Raw genomic sequence first — 13813 nt, 5'->3', positions numbered from 1 at the left:
TACTCATTTATTGTGCTTATGATTGATTCTCGCCTACAACAGGCAATAACACGCTATAAAAAAGCAATTGAGAAATTCAAGACTACCATTGATGCTTCTGTTCCTAACCAATCAGCAAATTCTCAGGTCGTTATGGATGCAGATCAAACAACTCAAAAAGAAGCATCACAAAAGCAACTGACACCAACACAGGTTTTCGAGGTATTGACAGCACGAGATGAAGTCCAAGCAGCATTGGCAGATACTACGCACACATCTGGAGAGAGTTTAGCCGCGATCGCTCAACTAGACAAGATACTCAAAGATAATGCTGGAGCGATCGCCACCATCTGCGAAACTGTTGATTGGCAAACTAGCTTCAATCCTCCTAAAGAAGCGTGGTGGTGGTCATTACAACCTGAAAGAAAGCCTCATAAATTTTGGGATCAGCTTGATTGGTTTTGGAGTGCCGTTTCTATATCTTCGCTGACTATTTCTCTTGGTTTAGTCGGAGACATTTCATCTCGTTTCCTCACAGGTGGGCCTGATACACTAGGCGCAGTAGCAGTCAGTACACAAAGCATTTTGACCTTGCTGACTGCTGGCGGCGCACTGACTCTAGCAGGACAAGAAGCCTACAAACGCACTCTTAAAAGGTTGAAAATACCAGAGCGATTCTGGCATGAAATTAGTGCAGGTTTTTCATTCTTATTAGTAATTGGATTATTAGGTCTGCGGCTATCTCTGCCCCAAATTGCCACTCAATACAATAAATGGGGCTTCAACAACTACAACGAGGGTGACTGGGGAAGTGCTGAAGAAAATTATCAACGAGCAATCAAACTTAACCCTGATGATACCCTAACCCACTTTCGGTTAGGGTTACTCTACGAAGAATTGCAAAAACTTGATCTTGCACGTACAGAATACCAAATTGCGGCACAAGATAATATTCCCGATGCGATCAATAATCTTTCTCGTCTTTACATCCTTAATAAAAACTATCCGGTTGCGGCTAACTTGCTGTTAAAAACATTGGCTGATGAACAGAAGTTAAAGCCTAGTGCAGAAACTAAACACGCTTTATTGAAAAATCTCGGTTGGGCAAGACTCATGCAAAGCCATTACCCAGATGCAGAAGCAAAATTACTAGAAGCAATTGACTTACAACAATCCGCCAAATTAACAAAGAACATTGCTACCCCCCACTGTCTATTAGCGCAGGTAATGGAAGCGCAAAAAGATAAAAAAAGCGCTCTTAAAGAATGGGAAACTTGTATTCAATATGCCGATATTGCTTCTAGTACTGATGAAGATAGTTGGGTTATTACTGCTCAAAAACGTTTAACAGAACAGGAGAATGGGAAATGATTGGATTGAATCTAACTGGCAAAATATTGGTATTAGGAGTAGTAGTGTTAATGGCAGAAACAACCATCGCCCAAAGTCAACCAGCAGTTGTCTACTCGGCCAGAATTGATTCCTCAACAGGCATAATTTTCCTCAAACGCCCTGATTGGTCAGATTTTCGTCCTGTTTCTGTGGGAACAGAATTAAATCAAGGCGATCAGATCAAGCCTGATAAGGGTGTCAGGGTGAGAGTAGTTTGCCCTAATCTCTCCAAACCATTTGTTCCCATAGGAGTGCCATCAGGTTTAAAAACAATCTGTCCTTTTTGGCGAGCAATTATATCTAAAGCGCCTCCATCTGCTGGGACTCTAGGCGGCACTAATCCCCTGATTCCCTATTTCATTACTCCTCGCCATACCCTACTGTTAAGCAGTACTCCTACTTTCCGTTGGAATGCTATACCTAAAGCTACGCAATATACGGTAACTTTGCAGACTTCTACAGGAGTAGTGTGGCAAAAGCAGGTCAAAAACAATTCTCTAGTTTATCCTGGTTTACCTCCATTACAACTAGGAAAAAGCTATTCATTAGTCGTTAAAGCCAATACTGGCAAAACATCTCAGGACGAAGGCACGTCTAACCTAGATTTTAGAGTGCTACGTAAATATGAGGCAGCAGCTATCCAATCTGAAGTAACTAAAATAACTAAATTAGGATTAAATGAACAAGTAACTGCTCTAATGTTGGCAAATCTTTACAGCCGCTACACTTTACCGCAAGATGCAATTCAAGCCTATGGTCTGACTACTGATACCTTCAAAAGCTACAACTTGAGTGCAGATGCGATCGCAACCTTAGAAACTTCAGCAAAAATAGGTAAGCAATCAACAATAATTTATCGCTCGTTAGGAGATATTTACTGGCAAACTGGATTAGCTCAAAAGGCAATAGACAACTATTTGGCAGCAATCAAACTTGCCAAAAGTGATGAAGATTTAGAAGAGAAGATATTAGCCCAATTCGCTTTAGGAGAAGTCTATACTGCAATAGATGATAATAAGCAGGCTATAAGTTGGTATTCTCAAGCTAAGGATGGATACACTTTGTTAGGTGATAGTAGACGTGCCAATTTTTTACAGCAGCAAATAGAAAGCCTACAGCAACAATAGCCTCTCTTGCTCAAACTTTTGGTGCGATCGCTCCATGAATTTGTCTTTCTAGTCCCTGCTGAAACAATCAGCTGAGGGTAAAGCTTACTTTCAGAGTACCCAAACTGTGGGGCAAGGTTCAAAGTTCCAGCATTGTGGGTGGATGCTTGGTGTCAAAGGTGCTTTGTGTCGTCTACGGAAATGGTAAAGTGGCAAAAGGTTATTCAACGAAATGCGACAAGTCCATGAGGCACTTACAACACATGAGATTTTAGTCAAAGATTGTGTCGGTTACATTAATCGTGTACTATTATATTAGTACAAATATACTGTGGTCTACGATGAGTAAGCCAAAAAGTGTTAAAGATTGCAAAAAAAACAACTATAATTAACCGATAGAAACATTGTATAAAATCTTTATATTTTATTAAATAAAAAGGATTATGAATCTTTATATACATTTATATTTGTTCATTAATTAGACTATTTTGTGGCAGTTAGCAGAGAGAAAGGTCATGTTGGATAAACTAATAAAATATTTTGTCTACGCGACAAAAGGGCATATTACAAAAACACAGTTGATCAAGTTTTTGTATTTAGCTGATCTTTACTCTGTTAAGTGGACAGGAAAGCAGCTGACTGATCTAGATTGGTGTTATTATCAATTTGGCCCTTGGAATCAGGGTATAGATGCTGCTTTAAATCAAATGAATGGGAAAGAAATTATTCAAGAATCTCAGGAAAATGCAACATACATTAGACCTGTAGATGAAGCTGCTCAGGTAGATGATTTGCAAATACCTCTAAGTCTTAAGTTCATGCTGGATAATATTCGGAGAGAATGGGCTGGCCCAGATAAACTGAATCAGTTACTAGAGTATGTATATAGCACTGCTCCAATGCTGGAAGCAAAAAATACCCATCGACCAGAAGAAAAAGCTAGACTTAACTTACAAGCAGAAAGAGAAAAATTAGTCAGTGAATTAGGATTGTAAAGTGGCTGGACAAAGACCTAGACAAGGTTGGATCTATTCCATAAATCCATATAGGGTATCTCTTCGTTGCAAACTGGGTCATGTTCATATTTATAATTTAGATGAGCCAAGTGAAGTAGAATGTCAAACTTGCACTGAGAATATTAATTCAAGTAGGGTTTTCAGAGGGATACATCCTTATATCATCTGGACAAGCGATCAATTTCAAAATGAATCTGGATATATAGCAACATTTTCCGTTATTCCTCTGACTTCACAAGGAACATTTAACGGTTTACCAACCACATATCCAATTAACTCTACAAGTAGAAATGGTCTTGATAAAAGTTCATACGCTTTAGTTCATCAAATATGTACTGTTGATGCTAATTGCTTCAAAGACTCATCAGCCAATTGGTTAGATAGAATTGGACAATTGGATAAACCAGATAAAGAAGCTATAGAAGAACGGTTAAAGTATTTATTGAATATTCAAGAGAATCCTAGTGAAGACTGGTTTGCTCAAAATGCGTCTCCAGAACTTTTGAAAAAAGTCTTTGATCATCTACCTGAACATACCAAGGATTTAGCAATAGAAGAATTAATCAACAATTTAGGCTCATAATAAATAGGACATTTAACGTTGATAACTATTTCCCATAGACATTTTCACGATACAGTGAATCTATGTTGCACTTTATGCCGTCCTGATGCGGGATCAAATTCGCGCTGAATATCGTCTCTATCTGAACGCCCCAGTCTTCCCCATGTAGTCATTTCTTGAGGGTTATCGCTAATATCGAAGCCATTATTTAATTTAATACCCATAAGATTGCTAATCAGATAACGATCATGAAATTGATCCCAAATAAAAACTTTTACAGTAAGTCCTGCTTTATTAATGACACCAGATAATTTACTGCGGAAATCTGCTTCATATTCACTTTTTGTTATAGAGTCTGCTAAATAGCATATATGAATTTCAATAGCTGGTGGTTCATCAGGATTTTTAATTGCTGCCAGTAATTTATTAAACTCCCTATAGTGACCTTTTAGTGGATCAAGATAGGGATCGATAAACATAATAGAATTCGCATGGCAAAGAAGTAACTGGAGATGACGAAGATAATCGTTTGTTGTTCTATGTAGCCGAACTGAGGGACTTCTGTTTCGCCACCAATCTGCACCGGGAAGTTTATCAATTGATGCTACTATATCAGGTTTTGAAACTGCTGTAGCGTGTAATTGTGTAGTGATTACCCCGTTTAAAGGCTCTTGGTTATGAGAACTAATTGCTTCATGACACCATTCTAAATAGTTAGACGGAGTAGTGTCTTGAGCAGCAGGAACACGACGAAATCGGTTTTGCTTAATCAGTTTTTTGATAATTTCTTTGGAACGTGATGGCCAAAAATCCCCATTTTTCTTGAGACAAGTTTGAAAATATTTACACAACTCGCCATTTCTCAAGTCACGAACTAATGCTTCTTCAAGAAGGGCATCTTTAATATATTCAATGCGAGAGCTACATAATTCAGGGTAATCGTAGCAGTTAGCGTCAAAAATATCAGGAATTAAAGCGTATTCAACTAACATATTTATTAAAATATCTCATCTAATTCTTCTTCAAAAAATCCTCCTGGCCATGCTTTGACAAGTTCACCTCTCTTGTTCAAAGGCATTTCGCGCACTATACTACCCTCACTGTCTGCTTCTACAAACAATACAGAAACATCTTCTGGTCGCACAGGTAGACAACCTTCTGGGAGTTCGTTATTAAAGGTTTCTCTCATCCGTCGCATAATTCCCAGAAGTAAATGTTCACTGTGAGTTTCCAGCATAAAAGTGTTTTTTTGTTTTCCAAGTGCAGACTCAATGAACACATCCCCTAGTTCTGCTTGCAGTTTTGGATGTAGATGAATTTCAGGCTGTTCAATGGCAACCAACGCATCCGATAGAGCATAACAAGATACTAGAATCGGAATAACTTGACTAATGCCAATGCCTACGTCCCGGTGACTGAGTGGTGTTTGAGTTCTTTTGTCAATCAAGACTAAATCTGAAATGCGATCGCCTTTTGAAGTCATATCCTCTACCCAGATTTCTGATAGACTCTCAATATCGGTCATCATTGAAACAATATGTTCAATTTCCGGGAGAGAACGGTTAGGATAATCCAAATCGGAAGAAGCATACCTCATTAAGCTGTATGAGTTTGAATCTACTGCCGACTTCAAAATATATATTTGCCAAAATTGGTTGTTTGCGATACCTGTAGTTTCTAAATCAGCTATTAGGCGTTCAATTTCTTTTTGAATCTCTTCCCCAAATCCTGCTGCGTGAAAAACCAACTCAACTGTGAAATCGTGTAAGCTTTTGGTAAGGCGAGAGTAAAGTTCATGCTCTAAATGTGAATCTGATAATAAAGTACGCACCCTCAACTCATAGGGGGTTTTCATTCTGTTACTATCCCCTAACCAAGCGTTTACCTTTTGGCGGACTTCAGTATTATTCAATAAAACGTCCCAAGCGTAACCACCACCAGCATTCCAATTAGGATCTTGCTGTCCAGAAAAGGCAAAGTGCCGGGGTGGATAAGTGCGAAATGGCCCCAAATATTGCAAACGACCAATTTCATCCTCTATAGCGTCATTAATTATTTCGATTAATGTACTAAGTTGTCCAACAAATAAAGACGCTAATATAAGAGTCAAATCTCCTGTTGTTAAATCGGATTTGCGGTTTACAGTTAGGCTATGATCATCATCATCATGATTTCTGGTTTCAAGTTGTGTTGGTAGTAAGCAAGAAACTTGTGCGGTAGTTTTTCTTACTAATTCATAAATGGCTTTTTGCAGTTCTTGGACAGATGGGGGACTTGGTTTTGAAGTAGATTCTATACGCCCTAGCATCGCGTCAATCAGCTGATTAATAATTGGAGCATCACCAGTATTATTTAACGTAAGACTATTCCTTCCAGGAATTTCAGACATTCTTAAAACTTCGCGATCATCAGCTTCAATGATGAATGAACGCACTCGTATTTGTCTTCTTTCTACTCGATCACTACCAATTTGAATACGCGCAGTCAACTTATTAACAGTTTTTAACAAGCTCTCTAAATGATTACTATATATAGGTTCTATATCCTGTAAATTTAGGTGTTTGGGGTCTAGATCAAATATCCACTCAATTGGCTTAGTGCGATCGCGTTTATGAACATATTGCCCAAAACCTCCCAAATCAACAGAATCACCTCCGGCTTCTGTGCGATAAACATCTAACTCACCTTCGTTTGTAATGGCGTGATGCGCCAGCAACAGGCTGTGAAGTACACTCGATTTACCGGAACTATTAGCGCCATAAATCAGCGTGAGGGGACGAATGGGGATGTATTGAGTGTCAGCAAAAGCTTTGAAATTACTGATACGGAAACCAGTTATGGGCGAATTGGCTTTCTTTTTAGCTGATGAATCTGTTTTGCGGGGAGGGTAATTTTTTTTAGGCATATTTGTATATTAATGATACATTTTAGACATTTATTCTATAAGTGTCATCAGTGTATTCTGAGGTCAGTATTTTTATAACAGAGAAAGCTGCTGAGGATCTGCGTTATCTCTCAAATTAAAGGCTTTTGCTTGTTCCTCCATTTCTGCAAGCAGTTCTCTCATGTGTGCTTCCCGCCATTTGGCTGTCAGTTCTCCAGTAAAAGCACGATAAAGGAGAACATCAAATAATTTTTCTAGTTTTTCTTTTGTTATACTGATACCAGCCAAACTTGCTCTACACTCTGTAACTGCTATCTGGAATTTCTTCAACTGTTCCTGAGAGGGAATTAAAATTGGCAACTTAAGTAGTTCGTCAGTATCAAATTTTCTTGTGCCATGTCCTGCTGTACCCACTTGGGATAATATTTTACGACTAGATGCTTTTAATGCAGCGTGTAGATATGTTGAATCAATATCATTACAATTAGGATAAAGTGCTTTCATATCTTGATTAATTGTTAATCGAGTAGCTGCTAATGTAATAGGAATGGTATGCGCTAGAATCATACCCCTAACTACAATTAAGATTGCACCTGGCTCTACATATTTTATATTCGTTTCTGCTATTGCTTTTTGAGATATATGGTCAATAGAATCAAAAATTATATCTTGCTTCATATCTTTGGGAGATACCCAAGGAATATCACCATCCCAATAATCTGGATTTTTTTTCGAGGGTGTTCCCCCACTCTGAATATTTACTAAACTCCCCAGAGGTTCAGTATTTACATCTGTCCAAGTTGATGGCTCACCAAACATTTTAATGAATAGCGCAGGCAAAATGCACTCTGCTTTTGCATCAGCATCAGCCCGCATTCTTCGCAGTGTATCAGCTTGATCTAGAATCTCGACTATGCGGCGTTGTTCAGATGGGACAAAAAAAGGAATAGTTATTTCTTTTAAGAATTTAAAATGACGACTATATCCTCGACTTGGAATTGAGTTTGACTGGAAATAGAAATAAATAAATTTGGTATTATAATAATCTCTTGATGTAAGGACTTTTACTCCATCAGCACCAAGGACAAAAGGAAAATCTACATATTTAAAAATGCGTGTGTGATCACCAAACAATATTACTGGTAGCGATCCTTGATATAACATCTGATAATCATCTGTATAACCAGCTATTGGTTCTTGACTTTGATCAATAACTGGATAAGCTCCCTCTGACAAATACTCTCGCTTTTGCAGTTTTGGTTGACCACCTGTAGTGTCTATGACAGCAAATTCAAAAGGTAGTTGAAAAAATATTTTCTGTTTAAAAAATGCAGATTCCATTTAAACTGCCTCCACATCACTAAGCAGCTTTTCTAACCCAGAGGCAATTTCTCGCTCAATGTCCAACACTTCTCGAATCAACTTAACCGGATCATCATCAGAAACAGCCTCAGTTACCTGTGGCTTATAACGCCCAGCAGCTAAATTGTAATCATTTTCGGCAATAGTATCCAAAGATGCCCACCAGCATCGGGGTTCCTCACTTCCCGGCTTCAGCAACTCCCCCTTTTCAAAACCTGGAGGTTGCACAAAACCCGACTCCCGATAAACCTTCCACTGCTTTAATAAATTGGGAATATCGTTAAGTTCTGGCGTTTCCGGTCTACCCCCGCCGGAAATCTTATCAGGATCGTAACCATCATTTTTAACTTCATAGAACCAAACTTGATTCACCTGACGCACCGCAGATTCCATTGGATTGCGAACTACCAGCACCGCCGTCTTCACCCCGGTATATGGCTTAAACACCCCCGCAGGTAAAGAAACTACTGCCAATAAATCAAATTCTGTCACCAGTTTTTTCCGCAAATCTACATGAGCGCCAGTAGAACCAAACAGTAACCCTTCTGGGACAACCACCGCACACTTTCCACCCGCTACCAAAGACTTCATGATTGCAGCCAAAAACAGCAATTCACTTTTTTTGGAATTTGTCGGTAAATCCGCACGGATAGAATCTTTGGGTAACGTTCCCGCAAAAGGGGGATTATCAAACATCACCTTATAGCGACGGCGCAAATCATCTTCTGTCAGCCCCCCCATATCTGACAATACATTTGCTACTTTCAGCTTGGCGTTGCGAATTCCATGCAGCACCAAGTTCATCATCGAAATTCGCATCATCTGGCGGGAGACATCAAAGCCATAAATCGACTCTTCCAAGAGTTTCCAATCAGGCAATCTATCCCCATTTCCCTTGCGATAAGTCTGGAGATTGGGGATTTGCTGTTTTGCTTGGGCCAAACTCAGTCCCCGTTTTTCCAGCCAATCTTCACCGTAAATCGGCACTTCTATCGGATTTTCGCTGTATTTAGCCAAGATATACTCAATACTATCAATCAAAAATCCTGCTGTTCCACAAGCCAAATCACAGATAGTATCCCCTAAATCAGGGTCAACCATCTCCACCATAAACGCCCGTATCTGTCGGGGAGTACGGAATTGACCATTAAGCGCAGATTGACCTAAATGGGTTAACAGGTACTCAAAAATATCACCTTTGACATCCTGACCCATTTTGAGGAAATCCAAGGTATCGAGTTCATCAACCACCAACTTGAGAACATTCGGGTCATTAATTTCTAAAACTGCATCCCGGAAATACTCTGCCACTTTTGGCTCATCTTTCAGCAAAGAATTCGCCATATAGGGGAAAACTTCATCCCGCAGAAAGTCCCGTAGTTCAGTACCACTCTTGAAACGCCATTTTGACCAGCGATAACGTTCTGCTTGCTGGGGAAATAGTAATTTAGCATTACCATTATTACCTGTGAGGCGATCGCGTAACTCCCGATTTGCTTCCTCTTCATCCAACAGCTTCAGGTATATCAGGTAAGAAATCTGTTCAATGTAGGTGACAGGATTTGTTACCCCACCAGCCCATAAAGTATCAGTAATATGCTTGAGTTTGCGACGAATTTCTGAATCCATATTTTTCTCTTAACCCTCTGTACCTGTAGCATCTACCGCGAACACAGAGCGGTTTAGTTCATCAAAAATATCCCGCAATCCCTGCTCACCAAACAGTTCTATACCTAAACCAGCAGCATTAAGAACTGAGAGGGGTGGCAAGAATAAATCATCTATGGTTAGCAGACCTTTGGCAATACCCCGATTTTTCAACAAAGAAAGATACTAAGCTTGGGCTGGTGCGAAAGAGTGAGAAACCAACCAAGCTCTAAAGTTTTCTTCTAGTAATTCCTCGTGACTTTTAAGCTTTAATATTCCCAATGCAGCCCGAATAAAATCAATCAGGCTACCATTATAATTGCGGTAAGCTCGCCGCAGGTTTTCTTCATTAAAGTAGTACCGGGGTGTATTCAAGCGCTGTACCAGTTCCGTTTCTTCTCTTTCCGTCAACAACTCTCCATCCCGGATTTTCTGGAGTGTTGGATCATTATTTACAGCAGATTGAATAGTTTGCTCCCAGTTAGTGACATAATCCCGTTTATCAACCCGTTCCCCTTCTGTACCTACTTCTACATAACTGACATATTGCTGCCATCTATCCTTCAGTCCTAATTCAATTAATTCTGACCGAGGACGGGATTGTTGCTGGTTGCTTCTAATTGATACATGACCTCGACCAGTTTCAGCATAAATATCAGTATCGCTATCATTAAAATATTCGTGATTTCCAAAGAAATCATAAATAACAAACTTGCGTTTATCAATATGTGGTGCAGTCCTTGTCCCCCGTCCACGAATTTGCTGATAAAGAATTGGACTCCGCACTGTCCGACACATAACTAAATGTAAAACTTCCCGGCAATCAAAGCCAGTATTGAGCATATCAACACTGACTGCAACTTGTGGATAATCCTCATATTTGAACTGGCGAATTAAATCATTAGCATTAGAGACATCACTTGTAATTACTTCAGCGTAATGCCCCTTACATTCTGGATGTAACTCGTTCAGATATCTTGTCAACCGCGCCGCATGATTTTTTGTCAAAGCAAATACTATTGATTTACCAGGCCCAATCTTTTGTCCTGGTGCTAATTCTTGATAATTCTCCCAAGCCAGTCTATCAAATTCCTGCATCATTAGGCGGTTACTCGCCTCATTAGTCCACTTGCGTTCAAAGTCTACTGGGTCATAAGAAACCTCATCAACTTCAGCACCTTCAGCAATAATTTCAGTGATACCAGTGGCAAACCGATAGGGGACAAGATACTTTTGTTCAAATGCTGTTTGAATAGAGTAAGTAAAATCTGGCTGCTCATTGCGGTAGTTGTAGAAATCGAAAGTATTCCGTTCAATGTAAGCTGCTGGCGTAGCAGTTAAACCAATATGGAACGCATCAAAGTGAGTAAGTGCCGTCTGCCAAATACCATAAATCGAACGGTGACATTCATCAGCCACAACAACATCAAAATAGCCGCTAGTAAACTCCCGATAACGGCTAATCATTGTTTGGAGTAAGCAAACTGTAATTTGCTGCTCTTGCCGGATAACACTCGGCTTGAGCCAGTAGCTACCATACTGATTTAAAACATCTTGAATTGCTTCTAGTGCCTGTTTTGCTAATTGTTCTCTATCCACTAAAAACAGGATTTTTTCTGCATATCCCGATTGAATTAAGCGTTTTAATTGCAGACAAATTAAATCAGTTTTACCTGTTCCAGTTGGCAGTTCGAGTAAAAATCGCCGCTTTCCCAATTCAACCGCATGGTCAATAGCTTGCATAGTTTCCCTTTGATAGGGACGGACTAAACGAATTTCTCCCTGTCGAGTGTAATACTCAGGAATTTCAATAGTAGCTAGCGGTTGACGGGTTGAGCGCATCTCAAGCAATCGTTCTAAATCTCGCCGTGAGAAAAAAGAATTGACAATCCGGGCATCATCGTTTTGATAATCCCAGAAATAAATCAGTTCGCCATTACTGAGGAAAATAAACGGTGCTGCCAACTTCCGAGCATAGGGAAGTGCTTGATTTTTAGCAACATAAGGCTCAATCGCACGCTTCTTAGCTTCAATCACAGCCAAGGGACGACCCCTTTGGTCAAGTAGTAGATAATCGGCTCTACCTCTTCTTCCATCTGCCATTTGAGCCGAAACCTCAGTTATTACCTGAGATTTATCAGCCGGGTTCCATCCTGCTTGGCGGAGAAGGTCATCAATATTAATACGTGCGTCTGTCTCTTTGCTAAAGTCGCTCATCAAATCACTCCTGTCTTACCAAAGTTAGCACGAAGCCCTCAGCGTCAGTGTTTTTTCCGCTTTATCCCAGAAGTTTTAACTTTTTCCCAACTTCAGCGCCAACTTTTGATAAATTTCGTCCAACCACACCGGAATTACAGGCTTACCTTCATCCAAAGATGCGATCGCCTTTTTTCTGTCAAACTCTACAAGCTCAAGCGATCGCTCCTGTGCTTGGGACAACAACATAAACCGCTTGCCTTTACCTGAAGTAAATAACTCCGGCTCTTGGTCTTTCAGCTTTTTCAGCGTGGTGCTGGCTATGTCAAAACTTAACCCCACAGATAGCCAATATGACATTGCAGCCAGTTCCAACAAATTAGACTTTGAGTAATAAATACTACGTCCTGTCCCAGTATCACTGATTACAGGAACAATCACCCCTCTCTCCCGCCAATACTGTAGCTGACGAAGGGTGCAGCCTGTGATTTCAGCAGCTTCCTTGCTTGTAAAAAATGTCTCCTGCATACAATTTATTTTACAGAAGACTTGTTTAATACAATTGTGTTAGTATTAGACAATATTGTTTTAAAGCGATGAGCCAAATCACTATTCAGTGTCGTCTTATAGCCTCAGAATCATCACGCCATCAACTATGGAAGTTGATGGCGGAGTTAAATACGCCACTGATTAATGAATTACTACGTCAGGTAAATCAACATCCAGAGTTTGAGACTTGGCGACAAAAGGGCAAACACCCCACTAGTACTGTCAAAGAACTCTGTGAACCTTTGAAAACTGACCCTCGGTTTATTGGTCAGCCTGGACGGTTTTATACGAGTGCGATCGCATTGGTGAACTACATCTATAAATCATGGTTTGCCCTAATGAAGCGATCGCAGTTCCAACTAGAAGGCAAAATTCGCTGGTTGGAAATGCTCAACAGTGATGTTGAATTGCTAGAAAGTAGTGGTGTCAGCTTAGATAGTCTTCGCACTAAAGCTGCTGAAATTTTGGCTCAATTTTCTTCTCTCAATACTGCTGAAACTCCATCAACAAATGTAAAAAAAGCTAAAAAGCGCAAAAAAGCTCAAAACTCAGATAGCGATCGCAATTTATCAAAGAATTTATTTGAGACTTACCGCAATACAGAAGATAACTTGACTCGTTGCGCCATCAGCTATTTGCTCAAAAATGGTTGCAAAATCAACGAGAAAGAGGAAGACGCTAAAAAATTTGCTCAACGTCGCCGTAAACTTGAAATTCAGATTGAACGCATCAGAGAACAGCTAGAAACACGAATTCCCAAAGGTCGAGATTTAACCGTTACCAAATGGTTAGAAACTATTGTTGTTGCCACTCACACCGTTCCAACAAATGAAGCCGAGGCGAAATCTTGGCAAGACAGCCTTTTAAGGCAATCTAGCAAAGTACCTTTCGGGAGCATCTCACCTTTGCAAAAATATCAGGTAGTAAGCTGACCATTGAGATAAGCAGATCGAAGTTGTAGCATCCGAGGTACGTTTTCTAATTTCCACTGTGCGCCGGAAATTTTTAAACGTTTACCAATCTGTTTCACAGCTGATTCCACAGCGCCAGAACCAATAGAACATAAACCTTCAGTAGAAAAATACTCGTAGTTAACTATTCGTCCTGAATGCTTTTTAAG

The 13813-nt window shown here is 39.9% G+C and carries 12 protein-coding genes and 1 pseudogene; 5 read left to right on the top strand and 8 right to left on the bottom strand.

What is annotated here, in order from left to right; genetic code table 11:
• The first annotated feature begins 18 nt into the window (after positions 1-18).
• The 4 genes from F8R90_RS04515 to F8R90_RS04500 all read left to right on the top strand — a co-directional run bounded on the left by F8R90_RS04515 (position 19) and on the right by F8R90_RS04500 (position 4076).
• The gene (locus F8R90_RS04515; RefSeq protein ID WP_196509744.1) at positions 19-1350 is read left to right on the top strand and encodes a tetratricopeptide repeat protein; all 1332 of its coding nucleotides are present in this window, start codon (positions 19-21) and stop codon (positions 1348-1350) included.
• Positions 1347-2498 (top strand): tetratricopeptide repeat protein, encoded by a 1152-nt coding sequence (locus F8R90_RS04510; RefSeq protein WP_196509743.1) that lies wholly within the window; start codon positions 1347-1349, stop codon positions 2496-2498. Before F8R90_RS04515 ends, F8R90_RS04510 begins: the two co-directional genes overlap by 4 nt.
• A 494-nt stretch (positions 2499-2992) precedes the next feature.
• A complete protein-coding gene (locus F8R90_RS04505; protein ID WP_196509742.1) occupies positions 2993-3472 on the top strand; it encodes a type II toxin-antitoxin system antitoxin SocA domain-containing protein in 480 nt (159 codons plus the stop codon).
• 1 nt (position 3473) lies between these two features.
• Positions 3474-4076, top strand: coding sequence for a type II toxin-antitoxin system PemK/MazF family toxin (locus tag F8R90_RS04500; protein ID WP_196509741.1), 603 nt, complete (start codon positions 3474-3476; stop codon positions 4074-4076).
• 44 nt (positions 4077-4120) lie between these two features.
• Here F8R90_RS04500 and F8R90_RS04495 read toward each other — a convergent pair whose 3' ends face one another.
• From F8R90_RS04495 to F8R90_RS04465, 7 genes are all read right to left on the bottom strand, one after another.
• Positions 4121-5047 (bottom strand): hypothetical protein, encoded by a 927-nt coding sequence (locus tag F8R90_RS04495; RefSeq protein WP_196509740.1) that lies wholly within the window; start codon positions 5045-5047, stop codon positions 4121-4123.
• Between the two features lie 5 nt (positions 5048-5052).
• Positions 5053-6960 carry an AAA family ATPase gene (locus F8R90_RS04490; protein WP_196509739.1) on the bottom strand — a complete coding sequence of 636 codons (1908 nt, stop codon included), beginning with the start codon at positions 6958-6960 and terminating at the stop codon, positions 5053-5055.
• A gap of 72 nt (positions 6961-7032) precedes the next feature.
• Positions 7033-8280, bottom strand: coding sequence for a restriction endonuclease subunit S (locus F8R90_RS04485; RefSeq protein ID WP_196509738.1), 1248 nt, complete (start codon positions 8278-8280; stop codon positions 7033-7035).
• Positions 8281-9930: a type I restriction-modification system subunit M gene (locus F8R90_RS04480; protein ID WP_196509737.1), complete on the bottom strand. Its 1650-nt coding sequence runs from the start codon at positions 9928-9930 to the stop codon at positions 8281-8283. It lies immediately after the preceding gene.
• Positions 9931-9939: 9 nt separating this feature from the next.
• Positions 9940-10125 carry a hypothetical protein gene (locus F8R90_RS04475; protein ID WP_196509736.1) on the bottom strand — a complete coding sequence of 62 codons (186 nt, stop codon included), beginning with the start codon at positions 10123-10125 and terminating at the stop codon, positions 9940-9942.
• Between the two features lie 9 nt (positions 10126-10134).
• On the bottom strand, positions 10135-12165 hold the full coding sequence (locus F8R90_RS04470; protein ID WP_196509735.1) for a DEAD/DEAH box helicase family protein: 2031 nt from the start codon (positions 12163-12165) through the stop codon (positions 10135-10137).
• Between the two features lie 75 nt (positions 12166-12240).
• Entirely contained in the window at positions 12241-12672 is a 432-nt protein-coding gene (locus F8R90_RS04465) for a MerR family transcriptional regulator (RefSeq protein ID WP_196509734.1), read from the bottom strand.
• A 68-nt stretch (positions 12673-12740) separates the two neighbouring features.
• Here F8R90_RS04465 and cas12k point away from each other — a divergent pair, with 68 nt between their 5' ends.
• A complete protein-coding gene (gene cas12k, locus F8R90_RS04460) occupies positions 12741-13625 on the top strand; it encodes a type V CRISPR-associated protein Cas12k (RefSeq protein WP_196509733.1) in 885 nt (294 codons plus the stop codon).
• Here the strand turns inward: cas12k and F8R90_RS04455 are convergent.
• Positions 13610-13813: pseudogene (locus F8R90_RS04455) on the bottom strand (ISKra4 family transposase); the annotation flags it as partial. The gene cas12k and the pseudogene F8R90_RS04455 sit on opposite strands and share 16 nt — an antisense overlap.

Origin of the sequence: Nostoc sp. NZL, assembly GCF_015714705.1 — a bacterium.
Lineage (GTDB): Bacteria > Cyanobacteriota > Cyanobacteriia > Cyanobacteriales > Nostocaceae > Nostoc > Nostoc foliaceum_A.
The sequence above is the reverse complement of the archived record's forward strand: the minus strand, read 5'-3'. Positions and strand labels throughout refer to the sequence as shown.